The organism is Actinophytocola sp. (assembly GCF_036555685.1).
Taxonomy (GTDB): Bacteria; Actinomycetota; Actinomycetes; order Mycobacteriales; family Pseudonocardiaceae; genus Actinophytocola.
In genome coordinates this window covers 1-23023 of record NZ_DATBKY010000312.1, presented here as the reverse complement: position 1 = coordinate 23023, position 23023 = coordinate 1, and the positions used below count along the sequence as shown (strand labels likewise).

Annotated in this window: 20 protein-coding genes, 1 tRNA gene and 1 pseudogene; 7 read left to right on the top strand and 15 right to left on the bottom strand. The window is 73.0% G+C overall.

Translation table 11 applies throughout. From position 1 onward, the window contains the following. Window positions 1–80: 80 nt before the first annotated feature. On the bottom strand, window positions 81–1724 hold the full coding sequence (locus VH969_RS33215) for a (2,3-dihydroxybenzoyl)adenylate synthase (protein ID WP_331981852.1): 1644 nt from the start codon (window positions 1722–1724) through the stop codon (window positions 81–83). Between the two features lie 15 nt (window positions 1725–1739). Beyond that, the gene (locus tag VH969_RS33210) at window positions 1740–6905 is read right to left on the bottom strand and encodes a type I polyketide synthase (protein ID WP_331981849.1); all 5166 of its coding nucleotides are present in this window, start codon (window positions 6903–6905) and stop codon (window positions 1740–1742) included. 212 nt (window positions 6906–7117) lie between these two features. On the opposite strand from VH969_RS33210, the gene VH969_RS33205 reads away from it, so the two are divergent. Further along, window positions 7118–7519 (top strand): nuclear transport factor 2 family protein, encoded by a 402-nt coding sequence (locus tag VH969_RS33205; protein WP_331981846.1) that lies wholly within the window; start codon window positions 7118–7120, stop codon window positions 7517–7519. 50 nt (window positions 7520–7569) lie between these two features. On the opposite strand, the gene VH969_RS33200 is transcribed toward VH969_RS33205, so the two are convergent. The 5 genes from VH969_RS33200 to VH969_RS33180 form a co-directional block, all read right to left on the bottom strand. Continuing rightward, window positions 7570–8205, bottom strand: coding sequence for an NAD(P)-dependent oxidoreductase (locus VH969_RS33200; RefSeq protein WP_331981843.1), 636 nt, complete (start codon window positions 8203–8205; stop codon window positions 7570–7572). 70 nt (window positions 8206–8275) lie between these two features. Then, window positions 8276–9736: a tryptophan 7-halogenase gene (locus tag VH969_RS33195; protein ID WP_331981840.1), complete on the bottom strand. Its 1461-nt coding sequence runs from the start codon at window positions 9734–9736 to the stop codon at window positions 8276–8278. 5 nt (window positions 9737–9741) lie between these two features. Continuing rightward, the gene (locus VH969_RS33190) at window positions 9742–10137 is read right to left on the bottom strand and encodes a nuclear transport factor 2 family protein (RefSeq protein WP_331981837.1); all 396 of its coding nucleotides are present in this window, start codon (window positions 10135–10137) and stop codon (window positions 9742–9744) included. Between the two features lie 20 nt (window positions 10138–10157). Then, on the bottom strand, window positions 10158–11186 hold the full coding sequence (locus VH969_RS33185) for an alpha-ketoacid dehydrogenase subunit beta (RefSeq protein ID WP_331981834.1): 1029 nt from the start codon (window positions 11184–11186) through the stop codon (window positions 10158–10160). A gap of 19 nt (window positions 11187–11205) precedes the next feature. Continuing rightward, window positions 11206–12174, bottom strand: a complete 969-nt coding sequence (locus VH969_RS33180) for a thiamine pyrophosphate-dependent dehydrogenase E1 component subunit alpha (RefSeq protein ID WP_331981831.1) — start codon at window positions 12172–12174, stop codon at window positions 11206–11208. Window positions 12175–12318: 144 nt separating this feature from the next. Here VH969_RS33180 and VH969_RS33175 point away from each other — a divergent pair, with 144 nt between their 5' ends. After that, window positions 12319–13482 carry a trans-sulfuration enzyme family protein gene (locus VH969_RS33175; protein WP_331981828.1) on the top strand — a complete coding sequence of 388 codons (1164 nt, stop codon included), beginning with the start codon at window positions 12319–12321 and terminating at the stop codon, window positions 13480–13482. A 20-nt stretch (window positions 13483–13502) separates the two neighbouring features. Here VH969_RS33175 and VH969_RS33170 read toward each other — a convergent pair whose 3' ends face one another. Together VH969_RS33170 and VH969_RS33165 are read right to left on the bottom strand one after the other, a co-directional pair. Beyond that, window positions 13503–14168 carry a response regulator gene (locus tag VH969_RS33170; protein ID WP_331981825.1) on the bottom strand — a complete coding sequence of 222 codons (666 nt, stop codon included), beginning with the start codon at window positions 14166–14168 and terminating at the stop codon, window positions 13503–13505. A gap of 59 nt (window positions 14169–14227) precedes the next feature. After that, window positions 14228–14575: a GlsB/YeaQ/YmgE family stress response membrane protein gene (locus tag VH969_RS33165; protein WP_331981822.1), complete on the bottom strand. Its 348-nt coding sequence runs from the start codon at window positions 14573–14575 to the stop codon at window positions 14228–14230. Window positions 14576–14665: 90 nt separating this feature from the next. Between VH969_RS33165 and VH969_RS33160 the strand changes: the two genes are divergently transcribed. After that, window positions 14666–15154 (top strand): beta-class carbonic anhydrase, encoded by a 489-nt coding sequence (locus tag VH969_RS33160; protein ID WP_331981819.1) that lies wholly within the window; start codon window positions 14666–14668, stop codon window positions 15152–15154. A 19-nt stretch (window positions 15155–15173) separates the two neighbouring features. Next, window positions 15174–15578, top strand: a complete 405-nt coding sequence (locus tag VH969_RS33155; RefSeq protein WP_331981816.1) for a VOC family protein — start codon at window positions 15174–15176, stop codon at window positions 15576–15578. 2 nt (window positions 15579–15580) lie between these two features. On the opposite strand, the gene VH969_RS33150 is transcribed toward VH969_RS33155, so the two are convergent. The 4 genes from VH969_RS33150 to VH969_RS33135 all read right to left on the bottom strand — a co-directional run bounded on the left by VH969_RS33150 (window position 15581) and on the right by VH969_RS33135 (window position 20064). After that, complete coding sequence (locus VH969_RS33150) at window positions 15581–15844, bottom strand: DUF6752 domain-containing protein (RefSeq protein WP_331981813.1); 264 nt, start codon at window positions 15842–15844, stop codon at window positions 15581–15583. Further along, window positions 15832–17397: a class I SAM-dependent methyltransferase gene (locus VH969_RS33145; protein WP_331981810.1), complete on the bottom strand. Its 1566-nt coding sequence runs from the start codon at window positions 17395–17397 to the stop codon at window positions 15832–15834. The genes VH969_RS33150 and VH969_RS33145 overlap by 13 nt, the downstream gene beginning before the upstream one ends. An 82-nt stretch (window positions 17398–17479) precedes the next feature. After that, window positions 17480–18688 (bottom strand): MFS transporter, encoded by a 1209-nt coding sequence (locus tag VH969_RS33140; protein ID WP_331981807.1) that lies wholly within the window; start codon window positions 18686–18688, stop codon window positions 17480–17482. After that, entirely contained in the window at window positions 18685–20064 is a 1380-nt protein-coding gene (locus VH969_RS33135; RefSeq protein ID WP_331981804.1) for a GH1 family beta-glucosidase, read from the bottom strand. Before VH969_RS33135 ends, VH969_RS33140 begins: the two co-directional genes overlap by 4 nt. A 75-nt stretch (window positions 20065–20139) precedes the next feature. Here VH969_RS33135 and VH969_RS33130 point away from each other — a divergent pair, with 75 nt between their 5' ends. The 3 genes and pseudogenes from VH969_RS33130 to VH969_RS34605 all read left to right on the top strand — a co-directional run bounded on the left by VH969_RS33130 (window position 20140) and on the right by VH969_RS34605 (window position 21789). Next, window positions 20140–21219 carry a hypothetical protein gene (locus tag VH969_RS33130; RefSeq protein ID WP_331981801.1) on the top strand — a complete coding sequence of 360 codons (1080 nt, stop codon included), beginning with the start codon at window positions 20140–20142 and terminating at the stop codon, window positions 21217–21219. 116 nt (window positions 21220–21335) lie between these two features. Further along, window positions 21336–21500: pseudogene (locus VH969_RS34610) on the top strand (DUF6578 domain-containing protein); the annotation flags it as partial. Continuing rightward, window positions 21451–21789, top strand: a complete 339-nt coding sequence (locus VH969_RS34605) for a DUF6578 domain-containing protein (protein ID WP_414638660.1) — start codon at window positions 21451–21453, stop codon at window positions 21787–21789. The pseudogene VH969_RS34610 and the gene VH969_RS34605, both read left to right, overlap by 50 nt. Here the strand turns inward: VH969_RS34605 and VH969_RS33125 are convergent. Then, window positions 21790–21862, bottom strand: a tRNA-Lys gene (locus tag VH969_RS33125). It abuts the gene before it with no gap. A gap of 53 nt (window positions 21863–21915) precedes the next feature. After that, window positions 21916–23023 (bottom strand): FAD-binding protein (locus VH969_RS33120; RefSeq protein ID WP_331981798.1); only part of this gene is annotated, 1108 nt, incomplete at its 5' end.

Here is a 23023-nt window from a genome sequence, read left to right as displayed (position 1 = left end):
CCGGCGCCACACGACCGAGCACGTGATCCGCGGGAGTCCCGCCGATCACGTGCTCGGTTCATGTCGGGTGGCCGGCCGGCTCACGCCGCGCGGCGGGTGTCCTGCCGGGCGAGCACCTCGGCGCGCAGCGCCTTCTTGTCCACCTTGCCGACCGGGGTCAGCGGGAAGTCCGTGCAGATCTCCAGCCGCTCCGGGATCTTGAACCGGGCCACGCCCAGCTCCGCGAAGTGCGCCCGCACCCGGGCCAGCGTCAATGTGTGTCCACTGTGGAGCACGACGCACACGCACACCAGCTCGCCGTACTCCGGGTCCGGCAGCGCGATCGCGGTCGACCGGCGCACCTGCGGCAGCGTGTCCACCACCGCCTCGACCTCGGGGGCGGAGATCTTCTCGCCGCCGCGGTTGATGAGGTCCTTGACCCGGCCCTCGACGACGAGGTTTCCCGACCCGTCCCAGCGGACCAGGTCGCCGCTGCGGTACCAGCCGTCCGGCGTGAACGCCTTCGCGTTGTGCTCCGGCGCCCGGAAGTAGCCGCGCGGCGTGTACGGCCCGCGGGTCAGCAGCTCGCCGGTGCCGCCGGCGGGCACGGGCTCGCCCTGCTCGTCGACGAGCAGCACCTCGTCGTCCGGGCTGATCGGCCGGCCCTGGGTGTGGTGGACGACGTGGTCGCCGTCGTCCGGCCGGGTGTAGTTGAGCAGGCCCTCGGCCATCCCGTACACCTGCTGCAGCGTCGCGCCGAGCGCCGGGCCGATCCGCGCGGCGAACGCGGGGTCCAGAACCGAACCGCCGACCTGCACCAGCCGCAGGCTCGACAGGTCGTGCGTGGTCGACGCCGCGGCCTCGACCCAGCGCTGCGCGATCGCCGGCACGAGCGAGGTCACCGTGGCCCGCTCCCGCTCGATGACCGGGAACGCGACCTCGGGCCGGGGTGAGCGGAGCATGACGACGCGGCCACCGTGGATCAGGGTGGCGAGGATGCCCGGCGAGCCGAGCGGGAAGTTGTGGCCCATCGGCAACGTCACGAGGTACACGGTGTCCTCGGCAAACCCGCACACCGCGCCGCTCTGCCGGGCGTTGTACTCGTAGTCCTGGTGCGTCCGGGCGATGATCTTCGGGGTACCGGTGGTGCCGCCGGACAGGAGGAAGAGCGCCACGTCGTCCGCGCCGGGCGCGACGGCGTCGAGCTCCGCACGCAGCGCGGCCGGGTCCCGCCGCCGGACCAGCAGCTCCGCCAGGTCCACAGCGGACCCGCGCGCGCCGCCCAGCACGAGCACCGGGCGCTCCCCGGCGATGTCGGTCGCGAGCGCCTGGTGGTCGAAGCCCTGCCACTCGTCGGGTACGACGATCGCCCGCACCTGCGCGAGGTCGGCGAGATAGCGCAGCTCGTGCTCGCGGTGTGCCATCAGCGCAAGGACCGGGGCGACGCCGATGCGCTGGCAGGCGAGGAAGAGCGCGAGGAACTCCCACCTGTTCGGCAGCTGGACGAGGATGTTGTCGCCGTCGCGCAGGCCGAGGTCGCGCAGGCGCGCGGCGAGCGCGTCCGCGTGCTCGGCGAGCTCGCGGTAGCCGATCGTCCGCTCGCCGTCGACGACCGCGACGCGGTCGCCGTCCCGGTCGGCCCAGGTCCACATCCAGTGGCCGAGCGGCTTGCCTCGCCAGTAGCCCCTGGCCGTGTATCGCCGCACCGCGTCCTGCGGCCACGGGGTCACGCCGTCGCGCTTCACGTGTACTCCTCCGGGTCAGGCCGCGAGCGGCGGCAGGTCGAGCTGGTCGGTCTCGCCGGCCAGCAGCTCGGCGAGGAAGCCGCCGATGGCCCGCACCGTCGGGCGGTTCCACAGCAGGGTGGCCGGCAGGCTGACGCGGAACCGGCGCTCCAGGCGGGCGCGGACGAGCTGCGTCATCACCGAGTCGAAGCCCATCTCGGCCAGCGGCCGGTCGATGTCGAGCTCCTCGACGGCGAGCTTGAGCTCGCCCGCCACCTGGCCGCAGACCTCGCCGAGCAGGTGGTCGTGCAGCTCCTCGCCGTGCAGGCCGGCCCACGGTGTCGCGGCCGGCACCGCGGGCTCCTCGGCGGTCAGCTCGGACAGCAGCGGCGGGCGGCGCATGCCGGGCAGCAGCGGGACCGTCCGCAGCACGGCGACGTGCGGGACGTCGTGCCGCTCGGCGTACTCCCACGCGGCGAACGCCTCCGCCGCGGTGATGTCGGCGGTGCCGCGGGCGGACAGCTCGGCGTCGATCGCGGCCGAGGACGTCGACATGCCCAGTCCGCGCCAGGACGTCCACGCGAGGCTCCGCGTGTCCCCGCGCCGGTGGGTCGCGAGCGCGTCGAGCACGGCGTTGGCCGCGGCGTAGCCCGCCTGCCCGGGCAGGCCGAGCAGCTGGCCGGCGGAGGAGAAGAGGACGAGGAAGTCCAGGCTGCCGGGCGGGAACAGCTCGTGCAGGACCTGCGCGCCGAGCACCTTGGGCCGCAGCACGTCCGCGAGCGAGGCCTCCTCGAGGTCGGCGGCGAGCCGGTTGTCGACGACGCCGGCGGCGTGCACGACGCCGCGGATCGGCGGCAGCCCGAGCCGGGTGAGTGCCGCGACCTGCGCGCGGTCGGTGACGTCGACGGCCGCGGTGACCACGGTGACGCCGGCCGCCTCGAGCGCCCGCACGGCCTCGATGCGGTGTGCCACCTCGGGATCGGTGACGCCGTCCCACGCCTCGCGCGGCGGCAGCCCGCTGCGCCCGGCGAGCACGAGCCGGCGCGCGCCACGGTCCGCGAGCCACGCGGCCACCTCGAGGCCGAGCGCGCCGAGCCCGCCGGTGACGAGGTAGGTGCCGCCGGGCCGGCAGGCGCCGGGCGACCTGGTGGTCGCGCCGTCCAGCGGCACGAGCCGGGCGACCTCGGCCCCGCCGCGCCGCACGGCGACGACGTCCTCGCCCGGTCGGGCGGCGAGAACCCTCCGGAGGAGCTGGGTGCAGCCGGCGGGGTCGTCGCCGGGCACGTCGACGATGCCGCCCCAGAGGTCGGGGTACTCGCCGGCCAGTACCCGTCCGGCGCCCCACAGGGCGGCCTGCCCGATCGCTTCGGGCCGCCCGGCCTCCCGCACCCCGCGCGTGACGCACCACAGCCGCGGCGGCGAGTCCCATGTGGACAGCAGCTGCGCGGTCCGGGTCAGCAGCCAGGTGGCGTCGGCCGCCCCCGGCCACGGCCCGCCCGACATCGGGGGCAGGACCACGACCGTCGTGCCGGGGGTGATCCGGTCGCGGATCCCCGCCAGCTCGCCGGGATCGGCCAGCACGACGCTGTCCACTCCGGACTCCGCCAGCCCGGCGCCGAGCCCGGCGGCCATCTCGCGGTCGCCGAGGAAGATCATTCGTGGCGGGACGGCGCGCGGGCGGTCGGGGAGGTCGAGCGGGCGCCACGCGACCCGGTGCGCCAGGCGGCGCGGGCTCGCCGGGGCACCGACGTCCCCGTCCAGCACGCCGTACCGCAGGCCGTCCAGGCGGGCCACGACCGTGCCGGACGGGTCCGCGATGGTCACGTCGACCGTGTCCGCCGAGCCGTCCCGCACCCGCACGCTGAGCACCGCGTCCTCCGGCGGGCGGCCGCCGATCGTCACCTGGCGGATGTGCGCCGGCATGCGCAGCACGGCCGGGCCGCCGAACACGACCGAGGCCGCGGACAGCGCCGCGTCCAGAAGCGACGCCCAGGTGCCGTTCAGGTCCGGGGCCACCCGGACGAACAGCTCGTCCGGGCCGCGGCGGATCCGGTCGATCCGCCACGGGAAGCCCATGGCCGCGACGCCGACCGACGCCAGCCGGTCGGTCACGTAGTCGGAGTCCAGCCGCTCGGTGCACCGGTTCCGCAGCTCGGCCAGGGGAATCGCCGACGACCCGGCGGGCTCGGCCACCGTGGGCACCGACGCGGTCGTGTGCGTCAGCCAGCCCTCGCCTGCGGTCGAGTCCGGCAGCCGCGAGCACAACCGCAGCGTGCCGTCCATCTGCACGACCTGCAGCTCCCGCGCGGCCGACACCGACACGGGCACGCGCAGCGCCACGTCGGTGAGCACGTGCCCGGCCGCGGCCGTGAGGAACGTGTTCAGCAGCACCGCGGCCGGCACGATCTCCGTGCCCTGCACCGGATGGTCACCCGGATACGGCCGGCTCGCGTGGTCCAGCCACGTCTGCCACACCCGGACGGTCGACGTGCCGTGCACGGTCAGCGGCGAGCCGAGCAGCGTGTGGCCGTCCACCTCGTGCAACCGCGGCCGCGCCGGCGCCGGGGTGTCCACCGTGTACTCGCGGTGCTGCCACGCGATCGTCGGCAGCGAAACCAGCCGGCCGGCGTCCGGCCAGTCCACCGGCACGCCGTGGCAGTGCAGGCTCGCGAGGTTCGCGAGCAGTGTCGACTGCTCCGGGCGGTTGCGCCGCAGCGTGTGCGCGACCACGGCGTCCTCGACCCGCTCCGCGGCCAGCACCTCGTTGATCGAGTACGCCACCACGGGGTGCGGGGACACCTCCACGAACGCCCGGTGCCCGTCGGCGAGTGCGGCGGACACGGCCGCCGCGAAGCGCACCGGGTTGCGCAGGTTCGCCGCCCAGTACGCGCCGTCGCGCGGCACGTCCGTGCGCGGGTCCACATGGGACGTCGAGTACACCGGCACCGCGGCCGGCGCGGGCTCGAAGTCGGCCGCGGCGGCCAGGTCGTCGACCAGCTGGTCCATGTGGTGGCTGTGGAAGGCGACGTCGGAGCTGACCCGCCTCGGGTGCAGCGCGGGATCCGCGTCCCACTGCCGCACCAGCGCGTCGATCGCGACCGCGTCGCCCGCGAGCACCGTCGAGCCCGGCGCCGCGGAGATCGCCGCGCACACCCCCTCGTAGGCCGACACCCGCCGCCGCGCCTCGTCGAACGGCAGGTCGACCATCACCATGCCGCCCTGCCCGGCCACCTTGCGCAGCAGCGCCGACCGGCGGCAGATCAGCCGCGCGCCGTCCGCGAGGGCGAGCATGCCGCCGACGACCGCGGCCGCGATCTCGCCGACCGAGTGGCCGAGCACCGCGGCCGGGCGCAGGCCCCGCGCCCGCCACACCTCGGCGAGCCCCACCTGCATCGCGAAGATCAGCAGCTGGATCCGGTCGGTGTCCTTGAGGTCGCCCTCCAGCAACGCCTGCCGCGGCGAGACGCCCATCTCCGCGACGCAGACCGGTTCCAGCTCGTCGAGCACCCGGCCGAAGGCCGGCTCGGTGGCGAGCAGCTCGCGCCCCATGCCGATCCACTGCGACCCGTGCCCGGAGAACACCCACACCGCGCCCCGCGCGGCGCCGGACAGCGGCCGGCCGGACACCACGCCGTCCCCCTGCTCGTCGAGCGCGACCTGGCGCAACCGCCCGATCAGCTCCTGCTGGCCCGCGGCGACGACTCCGGTGCGGTACGCGAGCGCCTGGCGCCGGCGGCTCAGCGTGTACCCGACGTCGGCGAGCTCGGCGCCGGACGTGCGCAACCCGTCGCCGGCCAGCCACTCGGCGAGCGACGCCGCGTAGTCGCGCACCGCCTCCGGCGAGCCGCCGGACAGCGGGTAGACGCGCAGCGCGGTCCCCCGGTCGAGCGCGGGCCGCCCGCTCGCCACGGCCGGGGCCTGCTCGAGGACGACGTGGGCGATCGTGCCGCCGTAGCCGTAGCCGGAGACGCCCGCGCGGCGCGGACCGCCGGTCGACGGCCACGCCGTCAGCTCGCCGACCACCCGCAGGCCCGCCCGCTGCCACGGGATCTCCGGGTTCGGGTCGGCGAAGTGCAGGCTCGGCGGGATCGCGGCGTGCTCGATCGCGAGCACCGCCTTCAGCACCCCCGCGATGCCCGACGCCGCTTCGAGGTGGCCGATGTTGGTCTTGACCGACCCGATCAGGCACGGCCGGTCGGCCGGCCGCCCGGTCCCGTACACCGCGGCGAGCGCGCCGGCCTCGATCGGGTCGCCGGCCCGCGTGCCGGTGCCGTGCGCCTCGACGTAGTCCACCGACTCGGGCGCGACCCCCGCGGCGCGGCAGGCCTGGCGCAGCACGGACTCCTGGGCGTCGCGGCTCGGCGCCATGATCCCGTCGGTCCGGCCGTCCTGCGCGACCGCGCTGCCGCGGATCACCGCGAGCACCCGGTCGCCGTCGCGGTGGGCGTCCGCGAGCCGCTTGAGCACGACGACGCCGCAGCCCTCGCCGCGGCCGTACCCGTCGGCCGACGCGTCGAACGACTTGGACCGCCCGTCCGGTGCGAGCGCCCCCGCCGCGTCCATGACCATCGTCAGCCCCGGCGCGACCATCAGCATGACCCCGCCGGCGACGGCCACGCCGACCTCGCCCGCCCGCAGCGCCTGCACGGCCAGGTGCAGCGCCACCAGCGACGACGAGCACGCCGTGTCCACCACCATGCTCGGCCCGCGCAGGTCGAGCGCGTAGGACACCCGGTTGGCCACCGCGCACATCGACGAGCCGATCCCCGTCCACGCCTCGATGCGCGGCAGGTCCTCCAGCAGGCGGCGGCCGTGGTCGTCGGTGTTGACGCCGAGGTACACGCCGGTGTCGGAGCCGGCGAGCGACGCGGGCACGATCCCGGCGTGCTCCAGCGCCTCCCAGCTCACCTCGAGCGCCATCCGCTGCTGCGGGTCCATCAGCGCGGCCTCGCGCGGCGAGACGCCGAAGAACGGCGCGTCGAACTCGTGCACCGTGGCCAGGAAGCCGCCGCGCCGGGATGCCTTGCGCACGGCCGCGGCGTGTTCGGCGCCGCCGGCACAGTAGTGGTCCCACCGGCCCTGGGGCAGCTCGCGGATCGCGTCCAGACCGCCGGCCAGGGACGTCCAGAACGCGGCCGGCGAGCCGATGCCGCCGGGCAGCCGGCAGCCCATGCCGACGATCGCGACGGGATCGGTTGCCATGCCGACAACTCTCGGCGGTCGCGGTCCCGGCGGCATCGGGCCGCGGTCCCGCGCCGGCTGGGAACCGTGGTGGGAATGCCCGAAGTAGCCCAGTTTATTCCAAGGCCACTCGAGGACGACTCGAAAGCGGTTCCGGACGCCGGTTCGCGCGCCGCCAGCGATGGTTGAATGACAACTGCACCGCAGAAACCGAACCGAATTGGAGCATGGGGATGAGCGATCAGGAAGTCCTCGATCTCGTAAAGCGCTGGGCGGAGGCGGAGCTCAACGGGGACTCGGGGAGCCTGGACAGCATGCTCGTCGAGGATTTCACCGGGATCGGTCCGCTCGGCTTCGTGCTGACGAAGCAGCAGTGGAGCGGCCGGTTCGCCGGCGGGCTCAAGAACAGCGCCTTCGAGGTGGTCGACCCGCAGGTTCGGACCTACGGCGACACCGCGGTCGTGACCGCCGTGCAGAAGCAGGAGACCTCGTTCCAGGGCCACGACACGAGCGGTGACTTCCGCCTCGGCATGGTCGTCGTCAAGGGCGACGGCGGCTGGGCCATCGCCGGCATCCAGCTGTCCGGCCCGCTCGGCGCGCCGCCCGCGGCGCCGCCGACCTTCAAGCAGGACTAGGTTGCCGCGAAAATGCCACATTCGAGACGCGAGTCTCGAATGTGGCATTTTCAGTATGCGATCTCGATCGTCGCCCTGAATGTCTCCGGCTCGGCGGCGCTGCCGAGCAGGAAATCGGCGACGTCCGCGCGGGATATCGACCAGCAGCCCGGCAGCTTCGCGTTCCGGGAGGTGCGGTAGCGCCCGGTACGCGGGCCCTTGGTCAGCCGGGCGGCACGCACGAGCGTCCAGTCCGCGTCGCTCTCACGCACGTGCCGTTCCATCACCGCCATGTCCGCATAGGGCTTGCGCAGGATGTTGTGCAGCAGGAGCTTCGCCAGCGCCCACTCGGCCGGGCGCCGCGGGGCCGGGATCTCCAGCGACGACGTGGACACCACGAGCAGCCGCCGGACGCCCTGTTCCGCCATGGCGGCGAGGATGTTCGCCGTCCCCTGCGAGTAGACGGTCGTGGCGTGCCGGTGCATGCCGATGCCCAGCGCGGAGACGACGACCTCCGCGCCGTCCACCGCCCGCGCCACGTCGGCCGGTTCGAGCACGTCGCCGGCCACCACGGTGACGCGGTCCGCGAGCCCGTCCAGCGCCTCCGGCCGGCGGGCCAGCGCGGTCACCTTGTTCCCGGCCTCGAGCGCCTGCTCGATGACGCTGCGCCCGGTGCCCCCGGTCGCGCCGAACACGGCCAGCCGCACGGCGCCTCCTCCCGTATCCGCATCCGTGGGGAGTGCCGGGACGGCTGGAGACCGTCCCGGCGGTCCTCGATCAGGCGGCGAGCCGGCTCTCGGTGCTGCCACCTTCGTCCGCGTCGCGCACGGCGGCGACCAGCTCGGTCCGGCTCGCGCCCGGCAGCTGCGGCGGCGGACCGCCGGCCAGCGCGCGGCCGACCCGCTCGGCGATCTCGTCGTTCGCGTACAGCTCGGCGGGCGACACCAGCGACATCATCACCTGCGCCACCCGGCGCCAGATCTCGACGTCCTTCGTGGATGCCGCGACCACGGCGCCGAACGTGAGCACGCCCGGCGGCGGCGCCTGCGGCCGCTGCCCCGCGACCGTGGCCTCCCACAGCCCCGCCCGGCCGCGGTCGTTGGCGATCGACTCGCCGAGCCACGGGGCCAGCAGCGCCTTGCTCGCACCGGCGAACTTCGCCGCCTGCGCGCGGTCCACGGTCGGGTGCGCGGCGAGCAGGTCGACCAGCTCGTACACGTGCGCCAGCGCGAGCGACACGCCCCGGCCGTACGCCGGGTTCGTCGTGCACACCGCGTCACCGAGGCCGTAGAACCCCACCGGCAGGTCGCCGGCGGGATCGGCGAGCCGCGAGCTGTTGTCCAGCCCGCCCATCGCGTACACCGGGGAGATCGGCTCGGAGTTGCCGGGCGCGACCCAGCCGGCGAGCAGAGGTGTGGCCCTGATCGCGGCGGTGAACGCGGCCTCGGTGCGCAGCGCCTTCATCTCCTTGTCGTCCGGCAGGACGCCGAGCGAGATGGAGAACGTGTCCCCCTCGCCGAGGAACAGCACGGCGGTGTAGCTGTCCCACAGCCCGCCCGCGCCGAAACCGCGGTTCAGCGGGCCGGGCGGCGCCGGGGTGAGCCGCCGGTAGTAACGGGTGTAGTACGTGATCCGGCAGCTCTCGCTGGTCTGCTCGGGCACCGGCAGCCCGGCCGCGCCGAGCCACTGCAGGGCGGCGGTCTTGCGGCCGCTCGCGTCGAGCACCAGGTCGGCGGTCAGCTCGGTGCCGTCGGCGAGACGCACGCCGGTGACCCGCTCGCCGGTCTCGCCGGCGCTGGTCACCAGGCCGCGGACGGTGGCGCCGGTCCGGACGGACACGCCGGCGCGGGACAGCGCGCGCTCGCGCAGCACCCACTCGAACACCGAGCGCCGGACCGTCAGCATGTTGAGCTCGTCGTCGGCCGGCGTGCGCTCGAAGTCGCCGAGCGTCGGCGGCGGGAAGTCGGCGAGGTTGACCTCGCCCGCGCCCGCCTCGACGAGCGCGTCGTAGACGTCGGGCAGCCGGTCGCGCAGCAGGTTCGTGCCCCGCGAGCCGAACGCGTGCGAGTGGGCGGCCTGCGGCACGGTCGGCCGCGGCCAGCCGTCCGCCGCGTCGTCCAGAGTGGATGGTGGGGTGGTGGACTCGCGCTCGACCAGCTGCACCTCGTGGCCGGCGTCGGCCAGGGCGGCGGCGGCGGCGAGGCCGGTGACGCTCGCGCCGACAGCGATGATCTTCATGTGGCTCACGCGTTCCAGAACTCGTCGATCGCGTACACGTCGTTCGGGTAGGTCCAGAACTCCTTGATCTTCCCGTCGACGATGCGCGCCACGTTGATGAACGGCATCTCCAGCACCCGTCCCTTGCGCTCGTAGCGGGTGTGCAGGATCGCGAACGCGTGGTTGTCGCTCGCGCCGATCTCGCGGACCTCCATGTGCAGGTTGCCGTTCGTCAGCTCCCACATCTTGTTCGCGAAGGCGGTGGAGTCCTCGATGCCCACGTGCTCGCCGGACAAGGGGTTGCGGCCCGGGTAGTGGTGCACGGAGTCCTCGTGCCAGTAGGTGCCCGCGGTCTCGACGTCACCGCTGCCGAAGGCGGCGTACACCTTCTCCATGAGCTCGACGTTCGGGTGGTCGACCATCGTCTGTCCGCCTTTCTGGGTCAGGAGGCCTTGCTCAGCGTGGTGGTGAGGGTCGAGCGGACCGCGTCGGCGATCTGTGCGGCGCCGGGTGCGAAGGCGTCCTCCAGCACCGGGCTGAACGGCACCGGCGCGTGCGGCCCGGTGACCGTGCGGACGGCCGCGGCCAGCGCGCCGAACCGGTGCTCGGCGACGGTGCCGGCGATGTCGGTGGCGATCGAGCAGCGCGGGCTCGACTCGTCGACGACCACGAGGCGGCCGGTCTTCTCGACGCTCGCGTACACCGTGTCGAAGTCGAAGGGCGACAGCGTGCGCGGGTCGACGACCTCGCACTCGATGCCCGTGCGCGAGAGCTGCTCGGCGGCGGCCAGCGACTCGTGGACCATCCGCCCGATCGCGACGATCGTGGCGTCCTTGCCCTCGCGGACGACCGATGCCTCGCCCAGCGGGATCGTGTACCGGTCCTCGGGGACCACGCCACGGCTGCCGAAGTAGAGCATCTTGTGCTCGAAGAAGACGACCGGGTCGTCGTCCTGAATGGACGCCGCGAGCAGGCCCTTGGCGTCCACCGGGTTCGACGGCGCGACGACCTTCAGCCCGGGGATGTGCGCGAACAGCGAGTACAGCGACTGCGAGTGCTGCGCGCCGCGGCGCATCCCGGTGCCCCACATGGCCCGTAGCACGAGCGGCACCTTCGCCTTGCCGCCGACCATGTAGCGCAGCTTGGCCGCCTGGTTGAGGATCTGGTCGAAGCAGACGCCGGCGAAGTCGACGAACAGCAGGTCGGCCACCGGGCGCAGGCCGGTCGCCGCGGCGCCGACCGCGGCGCCGACGAACGCCGCCTCGGTGATCGGCGCGTCGAACACCTTGTCCGGGAACCGCGTGTGCAGCCCGCGGGTCGGGCCCCAGGCGTGCCCGAGCGTGCCGTCGCAGCCGGTGCCGCCGATGTTGTCCTCGCCGAACACGACGACCGACGGGTCCGCGGCCATCTCCTGGGCGAGCGCCTCGTTGAGAGCCTCCAAATAGGACAGCACCCGCTGTGGCTGGGTCATGTCGGCTCGTCCGCCTCTCTCAGTACGTGACATAGACGTCGGTGAGCAGGGCACCGATCTCCGGCTCCGGAGCGGCCTTCGCGTCGGCGACGGCCACGTCCACGGCCGCGTCGATCGTGGCGTCGACGGCCGCGAGCTCGCCGGCGTCCAGGTCCGCGCTCGCGGCGAACTTCACCAGGCAGTCGGCGTCCGCGCGGAGCTTCTCGACCTCGCCCTCACCGCGGTAGCCCTGCGTGTCGAAGCCCTCCATGTGGCCGAAGAACCGGCCAGCCTTGCACTCGATGAGCGACGGGCCGCCGCCGGAGCGCGCCCGCTCGGCCGCCTCTTCCGTCGCCGCGCGGACCGCGAAGTAGTCCGTACCGTCCACAATGGTCGCCGGCATGCCGTGGGCCTCGGCCCGGCGCGCCACGTCCAGCCCGCGCAGGTGGTAGCGCGTTCCGGTGGCCTGCGCGTAGCCGTTGTCCTCGACCACGAACACGACCGGCAGCTGCCAGACGGTCGCGAGCGTCAGGCTCTCGGCGAACGAGCCCTGGTTGGCCGCGCCGTCCCCGACGAACGCGACCGAGATGTCGCCCCGGCCCAGCACCTTCGCCGAGAGCGCGGAGCCGCAGGCGAGCGGCGCGCCGCCGGCGGCGACCCCGTTCGCGCCGAGCATGCCGCGCTCGAAGTCCGCGATGTGCATCGAGCCGCCCTTGCCGTTGCACGAGCCGCCCGCCTTGCCGAACAGCTCGCGCATCATCTCGGCGAGGTCGCAGCCCTTCGCGATCGCGTGCCCGTGGCCGCGGTGGGTGCTCGCGATGTAGTCGTCCTCGCGCAGCGCCCCGCACACCCCGGCGGCGACCGCCTCCTGGCCGGCGTACAGGTGCACCGCACCGGGCAGCTCGCCGGTCGCGAACTCGGCGTGGACCCGTTCCTCGAATGCGCGGATGGTCCGCATGACGCGGTACGCCTCGAGCAGTTCCGCGCGGCCGAGCGCTGTCGTCGTCATGGCATCCGAGGCTAGGTCGGCGCGGGGTCGTACCCGAGCGACGTCGACCGGGCCTCGACCCGGTGTGCGTGGCCACTGTCAGGTGCTCGTCAGCGCGGCGCCGCCGTAATGTGGGAACGACCCACGCGCTTCGAGGAGGTCAGCTTGTACAGCAGCGACGACTCGCGGATCGAGACCCAGGCCGTGCACGCCGGGGAGCAGCGGCCGGGCCCGGAGGGTTCCCTCGTGTACCCGATCTACCAGGGCACCGTGTTCGCGACCCAGCCCGGCGAGGGCTACCACGACATCCAGTACATCCGGCTGAACTCGACCCCGTCGCAGAACTACCTGCACGGGAAGCTCGCCGCGCTGGAGGGCGCGGAGGCGGCGCTCGCGACGTCGTCCGGGATGGCGGCGGTCACCACGATCCTGCACTCGCTGCTCCGCGCCGGCGACCACCTGATCGCGGGCGACACGCTCTACGGCGGCACGCACAACTTCCTCACCGACCACGCCGAGGCGCTGGGCTGGACGTACACGTTCGTCGATCCCCACGACCCGTCCTCGTGGGCGGCGGCGCGCCGGCCGAACACGCGGGCGTTCCTCGTGGAGACGATCACGAACCCGCTGATGCGGGTGGGCCGGCTGCGCGACGTGGTGTCGTTCGCGCGGGCCGAGGGCCTGGTCAGCGTCATCGACAACACCTTCGCGAGCCCGGTCAACTTCAGGCCCGCGGTGGCCGGCTTCGACCTGGTGTTCAACAGCGCGACGAAATACCTGAACGGCCACTCCGACCTGGTGGCCGGCACGGTCGCGGGCTCGGCGGAGCTCGTCGACAAGGTGCGCCACAAGCTCAACATCTACGGCGGCACGCTCGACCCGCACGCGGGGTTCCTGCTGGCCAGGGGCATGAAGACGCTCGCGCTGCGGGTGCGCGCGCAGAACGCGAACGCCCACTCGCTGGCCGAGTTCCTCGCGGCGAGCGACAAGGTGGCGGCGGTCAACTACGCCGGCCTGCCCGGCCACCCGGACCACGCGCACGCGGCGGAGCTGCTGTCGGGGTTCGGCGGCATGCTGAGCTTCCGCTTCGCCGGTGGCCTCGGCGCCACCGAGGCGTTCCTGGAGGCCCTGCGCCTGCCGACGGTGGCCCCGAGCCTGGGCGGCATCGAGTCGCTGGTGACCCGCCCGGCGATCACCTCGCACGCCGGCATGAGCCCGGCGGACCGCGAGAAGGTCGGTGTGACCGACGACCTGATCCGCTTCAGCTGCGGCATAGAACACCCGGACGACCTGATCGCCGACGTCGCCCAGGCCCTCGACAAGGTCTAGCTGGCTGCCCGGTCGGCGGGCTACTCGAGAACGCCCGCCGACCGGCACTGCTGCAGCAGCCGCATCGGCGAGGCGGTGACCTCGGTGGCTCCCTCGTCCCGTGCCTGCCGGGCGTAGGCCTGCCGGGGCCCGGAATAGACCACGAACGGGATCGTCGGGTCCACCGCGCGGACGAGCTTGACCAACCGCACGCCCGCGTCCGGCACGGTCTCCCTGCCTTCGACGCGGACCATGTCGGAGACGACGATCCCGTAACGCCGCCGGCCGAACAGGTCCATGCCCTCGGCCGTGCTGGTCGCCAAGTCCACGCGGACGCCGTCGCGGCGCAGCTGGTCGACCAGCACGGCGTTGTTCTCCGGCTTGTCGTCCACCCACAGCACCGCTTGAGGGACCTTCGCGGGCTCTGCGAGCGCCGGCCGGGCGTCGCCCTGCTGCGTGCCGGCGGACTGCCCGCGGGAGAGCGCCGCCACCCGGTCGCTCAGCCGCGCCACCTCCTGCTGCAAGTCGGCTACGAGCTCGGTCTGCTGGTTGTTCAGCTGCTTGATGCTCACCTTCTGACCGCCGATCTCGACGGTCACGTCGGCACTGCCCAGCAAGCGCGTCAACGGTTTCCAGAACACGATCAATGCGGCGAACACGAGCACCGGCCACGCGAGCGCCGCTATGGCGGTAAAGGTCTCGGCCATCCAGCGAGGCTATCGGCCAGGCGGAAACAGCCACGGCCACCGCCCGCCCGAGGGGACCGCTACTGGTGCTGGCGGCTGCGTGCACCGGCGAGCAGCGAGACGCCGCCACCGGCGAAGATGATCTGCAGGGCGAGCTCGGTCCAGTCGACGCCCGGCGTGTCCGCGACGCCGATCAGGCCCGCCACGCCGGTGCCGGCCACGGCCGCCACGATCCCGACGAGCAGCGTCACGAGCAGGGACAGGTGCTGGCGCCCGGGCACGACGAGCCGGCCCAGCCCGCCGATGACCAAGCCGAAGATGATGGCCGAGAAGAGCCCGGTGATCTCCACGAGTATTCCTCCTGTTACCGAGGACGCCGGTCCACGGGCGTCCACGTTCAGCGTCCGCGCCGGCGGGCCGCGCGGCATCGGGCATCCCCCGGAGACCGACCCTGAACCGCCCCTGACCACTATCTGGACACTGTTGCGCCGGCAACCATGCGGGCGTCGACTGGTCCCATGTCTGTCACCGACGAACTGCTCGCCAACAACGCGGCCTACGCGGAGAGCTTCGACGGCCCGCTCCCGCTGCCGCCCGCCAAGCACGTGGCCGTCGTCGCCTGCATGGACGCGCGCATCAACGTCTACGGCGCGCTCGGCCTGCACGAGGGCGAGGCACACGTCATCCGCAACGCGGGCGGGGTCATCACCGAGGACGCGATCCGCTCGCTCGCCATCAGCCAGCGCCTGCTCGGCACGGACGAGATCATCCTCGTCCACCACACCGACTGCGGCATGCTGACCTTCACCGACGACGACTTCAAGCAGTCCATCCTCGACGACGTGGGTGTGAAGCCCGCCTGGGCCGCGGAGGCGTTCGGCGACCTCGAGACCGACGTGCGCCAGTCCATCGCCCGGATCACGGCGAGCCCGTTCATCCCGAGGAAGGAGTCCGTCCGCGGCTTCGTCTTCGACGTGGCAACCGGGAAGCTCGCCGAGGTGGCGTGAGTAGGGCATCATCGGCCGCATGTGGGAGAACGCCGAGGTGGCGACGCGGCTGCCGTGCCAGGACCTGAACCGCGCCCGGGCCTTCTACGCGGACAAGCTCGGCCTCGAACCCACCGAGGAGCGCCCGGGCGGCCTGCTCTACCAGCTGGGCAGCTCGCGCTTCGCGCTGTTCGCATCGGGCGGCGCCGCAACCGGCGGGCACACCCAGATGGCCTTCGACGTGACCGACCTCGACGCGACGGTCGCCGAGCTGCGCAGGCGCGGCGTCGTGTTCGAGGAGGTCGACGTGCCCGGCCTGCGCACGGTCGACGGCGTCGCCGAGGTCGCCGGGAACTACCCGTCGAAGGGCACGGGCGAGCGGGCGGCGTGGTTCCGCGACAGCGAGGGCAACATGCTGGGCATCGGCGAGCCCATCCGCGGGTAGCGCTAGAAGGACGTCTGGTTGTACTTCGCGAGGATCTCGCGGATCCTGCCGTCGTCGCGGTCCGCCGCCGGCACCAGCACCTCGCCGACCACGTCCGTGAGCTCGGCCAGCCGCTGGTGCAGCCGGCGTCCCTCCTGGACCTCACGCTCGAGCCGCTCGACCCGCCCGCGCAGGTCGCGCAGCTCCTCGTCCACGCCGGTCAGCCGGGCGAACCGCCTGGCCGCCGTCCGGATCGGGGCCCGCAGCCGCGTCTTCAGCGCTTCCATGTCGCCACCAGCCTGCACACGTGAGGATCCTCATTCTTGTAGACCGCGAGGCCGTGCCCGGCCTCGCGATATTCGATCTGACCGCCGCGCGCCCCGATCTCGGCCACCACGACGTCCGGGTCGAGGTAGCGCCGGAAGTGCTCGCCGAACTCGTGCTCGGCACCCTTGTCGAGCCCGGTGCGGAACTCCAGGTAGAACTTCCCGCCGCGGCGCAGGCACAGGTCCGCCATCCGCCACAGGTTGTGCCGGCCGAGGTCCTCGAGCGCGTGGATCAGGAACCGGCCGTAGAGCACCGGCGGTGTGCTCCGGTGCGCGAGCTCGCCGCCCATCCCGAGCACCTGGCGGGCGTCGTAGAGGTTCACCGTCTTGAACCGCGCCGGCAGGTCCTCCGCGGCCGCGGCCTTGCCGGCCCGTTCGGTCGCCGCGGGGATGTAGTCCAGGCCCAGCACGTCGTGGCCCTGGCGGGCGAACCACAGCGAGTCGCGGCCGGTGCCCGCGCCGATGTCCACAATGGCCGCCTCGGCCGGCTCGCGGTCGTGCACCCAGCGCGCGAACGGCGACGGCTCGGTCGGCACGCTGTCGCGCGACCGTCCGAAGTAGAACGGCCACCAGTGCCCGCGGTTGCCGTTGTTGCCGCGCAACCAGCCGTCCAGCCTGCGCCGCACCCAGCGCGGCGTGGTGAACTTGAACGACGGGTCCGGGATGCGCCAGTGCGGGCCGTAGGTGATCTCCAGCAGCGCCTCGGGGTTCGCCGGCGCGGTGATCCGCCGGCCGTGCAGCTCGACCTCCGCGAGCGGCAGGATGATCTCCCGGTCGAAGCCGACCGCGTGCACCTCGGGCATCAGGTAGAAGACGTCCTCGACGACGAACCCGGCGAAGACGTCGATGGCCCGCCCGCCTTCCGGGTCGGGCACGATGACCTTGAAGTCGGCCGCGGAGAACCGCCACGTCCAGTACCCGGCCTCGATCATGACCCGCTCGAGGGCGAACGACTCGCGCGCGACGTCGACCGGGCTCGTGTGCCGGCTCAGGTAGGCGACGTCGGCGTCGGAGTCGTGCGGGATGAAGCGCCCGTCGCGGACCGCCCCGAGCAGCGCGCCGAACGCGAGGAACGCGTCCATCCCGGCACCGGCCAGCCGCGCCAGCACGTCCTCGACGGCGTCGAGCAACGCGTCCACCGTTGCCTGGCCGCGTTCGGCGAACCCGCACTGCAGGTCACCGGCCTTGTCGATGATGAGCGGCTTCCCCCGGTGGTCGATGATCGCAACCCGGCCCTCGCTGTCGTCGAACGCGAACTCGCCGTCGAACAGCGTCTCGTCCGCGAACCGCGCGCGAACCGTCAGGCGGCTGGTGCCGCGCAGGAACTGCCGGAGGCTCACCGGCCACGGCGCGCGACGCCGGGGGGCGTCGTCCGGAACGTCCTTGGTGTCCCGCTCCGAGTGGAACGACCAGACCCACCGGCCGTCGAACAGCACGTCGACGACGGCGGGCTCGCGTGCGTCGACCACGACCCCGTGGTGGTCGACGAATGCATCCCCAGTGGCTTTGTCCATGATCCGTGGAACTCTAACAGCGGGTGAACGGACGGTAGAGCCCTCGTAAACGCGTCCCACATGGTGAGGCCGGGCTCGCGGGTCAGGCGACCGACCGGATCCGGTACACCAGCACCGCCCCCGCGATGCCGACCACCGCGGCGAGCCCGTACAGCACCGGATACCCACCCAGGTAGGTGACGACCGGTGCGGCGAGCACCGGCGCGAGCACCTGTGGCAGCGCGTTCGCCACGTTGATCACGCCCAGGTCCTTGCCGCGGTCGGTCGCGTTCGGCAGGACCTCCGTCATCAGCGCGAAGTCCACCGACGTGTACACGCCGAAGCCGAGCCCCAGCACGGCCGCGGCGACCAGCGCGCCCGGCCAGGTCGGGAACAGCGCGAGCACCAAGGCCGCCACCGACATGACGATCCCCGCCCACATCACGAACACCCGCCGCCGGCGCGCCCGGTCCGACCACACGCCGCCGATGACCACAGTGGACAGCAGGGTCGCCGCGTAGATCGCGGTCAGCACGAACACGCCGCTGTCCGGGTCGGCGTAGCCGACCGCGTCCTGCAGGAAGTACAGCAGGTACACGATCGCGATGGCGTTGCCGAGGTTCATCAGGAACCGGGTGAGCCACGCCCAGCCGAAGTCGGGGTGGCGGCGTGGGCTGATCCAGAACGCGCGCCAGTCGAACGGCGGCGGCGAGTCGATCACCGTGTCGCGGCGCAGCGCGAGATACGGCACGGTCGCCACGAGCAGGAACGCGGCGCAGACGAGGTAGCCGGCGACCAGCCCGCCGGCCGCGGCCGCGAGCCCCGACCCGACCACGATGCCGAGCGTCTGCCCCATCCCGAACCAGCCGCCGACCATCCCGCGCTGCGCGTGCGGGACCTGGTCGGGGACGGCCGCCACGAGCGCGGCCATCATCGCGTTCAGCGTCAGCTGCGCCAGGCACCAGCCCAGCGCCATCACGACGATGTTCGGCGCGAGTGCCAGCACGACGAGGCTCACCGCGCCGCCCGCCGCGCCGATCGCCGTCCACGGCAGCCGCCGCCCGATCCGCCACGTCGTGCGGTCCGACCAAGCCCCGAACAACGGGTTCGCGACCATCGACACGAGCGCGCCGAACCCCACGACGAGCCCGAGCGCGAGCTCCTTGTCGTCCGGTTCGAGCGCCTGCGCCTGCTTGCCGAGCAGCACCTGGATAGGCCCGTAGAACGCCGTGAACAGGCCCAGCCCGGCCAGCGAGAGCAGCGCGGTCCAGCGGGCCGGCACCCGCTCGACGGGCTCGGCGAGCGTGGTCATCGCTGCGCCCGGATGAGCTCGCGGTACCAGTGGTAGGAGTCCTTCGGCGTGCGCGCCAGCGTCTCGTAGTCCACGTACACCAACCCGAACCGCTGCGAGTAGCCGACCGCCCACTCGAAGTTGTCCACAATGGACCATACGAAGTAGCCGCGGAGGTCCACACCGTCCGCGATGGCCTGGTGCGCGGCGCGCACGTGGCCGTCGAGGTAGTCGATGCGCCGCGTGTCCGCGATCCGGCCGTCAGCGGGTCCGTCGGCGGGTCCGTCGTCGTACGCGCAGCCGCTCTCGGTGACGTAGACCGGGGGCAGCGCGTCGCCGTAGCGATCCGCCAGCGTGGTGAGCACCTCGCGCAGCCCGTCCGGCACGACCGGCCAGCCGAAATCGGTGAGCGGGTAGCCGTCGATCGCCGGGAACTCGAACGGCAGCCCGTCCGGCAGCGTGGCGCCGTCGATCACCGCGGCGGCCGTGGCCGGCTGCGGCGCGCCGACCCGGCTCGGCTGGTAGTAGTTCACGCCGTACCAGTCCAGCGGCGTGGCCATGACCTTCAGGTCCTCGGCGACGGGCCCGGGCATGGCGTCCGCGAAGCCCGCCGGGTACTCCCCGCGCAGGACCGGCCGGGCGAACAGGTCGTTGACGAGCGTGTCGTAGCCCTGAGCGGCGTCCCGGTCCGCCTGCGCCTCCGACGCGGGCCACACCGGCACGTGGTGGTTGGCGATGCCGATCTGCTTCGCGCCGGCCGCGCGCAGCGCGTGGGTGGCGAGCCCGTGGCCGAGCAGCTGGTGGTGCGCGACGGGCAGCGCCTCGAACATCAGCTGCCAGCCGGGCGCGTGCGCGCCGACCGCGTAGCCGAACAGCGTCAGCACCATCGGCTCGTTGAGCGGCATCCACATCCGCACCCGGTCGGCGAGCTTGGCGCCGACGACCGTGGCGTAGTCGGCGAAGCGGTAGGCGGTGTCGCGGGACAGCCAGCCGCCCGCATCCTCGACGGCCTGGGGGGTGTCCCAGTGGAACAACGTGACCGCCGGCGCGATGCCGGCCGCGCAGAGCTCGTCGACGAGACGGTCGTAGAAGTCCAGCCCCGCCTGGTTGACCGCGCCCCAGCCGCCCGGGATGACGCGCGGCCAGGAGATGGAGAAGCGGTACGCGCCGACCCCGAGCTCGCGCATGAGCGCGACGTCCTCGCGGTAGCGGTGGTAGTGGTCGGTGGCGACCTCACCGGTGTCCCCGCCCAGCACGGCGTTCGGCCGCGCGCAGAATGTGTCCCATGTGGACTTCCCGCGGCCGTCGACGTCCACCGCGCCCTCGATCTGGTATGCCGAGGAGGAGACGCCCCAGAGGAACCCGTCCGGGAAGGTCGGCACGGCGGGTGGGGTCATAGTCCAGGGAGCTTGGCTGGTGGCCCGGGCATGGTCAAGGCTCCGTTCGTGACCATCCGACGGAATACTCGGGGTATGCGCTACGGACCGGCGTTGCTCGTACTCGCGGTGTCGCTCGTGGTCGCCGGTTGCGGCCCCGGCGAGGCGAGCGGCCCCCCGGCCGTGCGGTTCACCGAGGTCGGGCTGCCCGCCGGAGCCAAACCGATCGTCCTAACCCCCGTGGGTGACACGCTGCTGATCGGCGTCCGCAAGGACGGCGCCCCGGGCCTGCTCCGCCGCGACGCGTCCGGGGAGACGGCCCGGATAGCGGTCCGCCCGGCCGGGATGTACGGGGAGCAGGCGTACTGGTACTCGGTCGCCGCGGACGAGTCCCGGATCGTCGCGATCGGCGGCAAGACGGGCGGCGCGCACGGCAACGTCCGGTGGAGCGCGTGGTCGGGGACGGACGCCGGTCTGGCCGAGCAGCCGCAGCCGTTCAGCACGTTCGGCGGCTACGGCGGCGGCGACCTGGTCGACGCGGTGCTGACGCCCGACGGCCCGGCGCTGATCGGCACGTGGCAGAACCCGACGGTCGGCCTGGACATCATGGTGTGGCGCCCGGAGGGAAAGTACTGGGTCCGCCAGCCGGTGGCGGGGACGGCGCTGGAGAACACCCGCGACTCGCTGAAGTTCCCGCTGTCGGCGGCCTCCGTGGACGAGGGCGCGGTGATCGCGGGCTGGGAGCTGTCCGGTGGTCGCCAGCGCCCGGTGGTCTGGCGCTCGGCCACGGGCCTCACGGGCTGGACGATGTCGCGCCTGCCGGACGCGGGCCGCGCGGGTGCGGCGCTGGCCGTCCGCTGCGCGGACTCGGCCTGCCTGGCCTCGGGCTGGGTGGACGGCAAGCTGGCGATGTGGCAGCTACGGGGTGGCGAGTGGTCCCGGGTCCGGGACGTCCCGTCCGTGGCCGTGACCCAGAACCAGGAGCTGACGCCGCCCGTGCCGGTTGAAGGCCGGCCGACGGAGGTCCTGCCGAAGGGCTCGGAGCTGGTCCTGGCCGGCAGGTCGCTCCGGCCGGTGTCGGGCCCGACGGGCAGGGTGACGGCGGTGGCCCGGGTGGGCCGGACACTGTACGTGGCCACCGAGGACAAGCTCTGGGCGGCGGACCTGAAGCCCTGACTCACGCCGCGTCGTCCACACAGGACACAGGTGTCGGCGGTCATGCCCGGCACCTCCCAGGTGCTGTTGTAGGTACCGGTGTTGGTGGGCGGTCGGAGAAACGCGACACTGCTCGCATGAACGCGGTCGTCTGGATGAACGCGTGGCAGATGCAGTGCTGCGGGAAGCCCTTCGTGGAGGGGTCCCGAGTCTCGTGGACCGTTCAGGAGCCTGACACCCAGTGGCTGACGAGTGTCCTCGGCGCCGCCGAGGCGGCCGCGGTTACCCACTCGGAGGAGCACCCACAGCCGGGCGCACACCGCGATCGAGGGAGTCGTGCAAGCGATCCGCGCCGTGCACTACGAACTCTCCCCGCCCGTCACCATGGGGACCCGGGAGGTCGTCCATCCGCGGGCCGGGTCGGCCAGGATCCTGCCGGTCCCCAGCGCTGATGGCCGCGACGAAATCGACGGGCTGCACTTCGCCGGCTACCTCGTCGACCTCGGCGAAGTCCGCGAGTCGAACGATTCGGGACCCCGCCCCCCGCGGCCTGGCGAACAACGACCCGCCGGCGTCGTGAGGTCAAGCTAGTGGGCCGCCTGGGGCTCGAACCCAGAACCTACGGATTAAAAGTCCGCAGCTCTACCAATTGAGCTAACGGCCCATGCGCGGCCCATGCTACCGATGGGCCGCCACGAGTGTCCGGTATGGGTGTTGTCAGCTCGGCGGCTTGAAGATGCCCTGGCCCGGCGTCAGGACGTGCTTCGGGTCGAAGCGGGTCTTCGCCAGGAGCACCTCGGCGTACCGGGGGCCGTAGTGGGCGCGCCAGTCGGCCGGGGTCAGCGGGATCGCGCCCACCGGGTAGTGCGTGCCGCCGACCGCGCGGGCCTCGTCGTACAGCGTGCGGTTCACGCCGAGCAGGCGCTGCACCTCCGCGTCGCTCGGCGGGCTCACCGCACGCAGCAGCGCCAGCAGGAACACCACGGGACTGTCCGGCAGCCGGACGAGCGGGCGGTCGATCAGGTCGTTCTTCACCGGGTACAGCAGCACGACGCCGCCGGCGTCCGCGGGTGGCGTGACGTCGAGTACGTGCGAGACGTACGCGTTCGTCGCCCCGTCGGGCAGGAACACGTTGATCCACGGGCCCGGCAGGTCCAGCGCCTTCAGCTGCTGGACGAGGTCGTAGATCCGGTTGAGCCACGCGAAGTACGGCAGCTCGGAGATCTGGCTCGACGCGGGGTTCAGCCCCGCCATGATCGCCGCGTCGTCCGGAGTGGATGGTGGCGTGTAGTACACGACGCCCTCGAGCATGAACTGGTAGCTGCCGTCCTGCGCCGGGATCAGCTGGCCCTCCAGGTAGCTGAACCGGCCGTCGGCCAGTGCCGTGCGCTGCGCGGCGGTCATCGACTCGAGGTCGGAGTAGAAGAGGTTGTACACGCGTGCGGTCGTCTCGGCGTGGACCAGCTTCACCGTGGCACGCACGATGATCGCGTACTGGCCGAGCCCGCCGAGCACCACGCGGAAGAGCTCGCAGCGCTCGGTCGCCGAGCACCGTAGGAGCCGGCCGTCGCCGGTCACGACCTCGAGCTCGAGCACGTTGTCGACCTGCAGGCCGAAGTGTGACGTCGCGCCGCCGATGCCGCCGACCGACAGCGTGCCGCCGACCGACAGGCCCAGGTAGTCCGTCGCGACCGGCGGGGTCAGGCCCTGCGCCAGCGTCGCCTGGATCAGGTCGAGCCACTGCACGCCCGCGTCCACGACCGCGCGGTCGCCGCTGATGCTGTGGATCGTCGCGAGCGTCCGCGAGTCGATCACGACGCCGTCG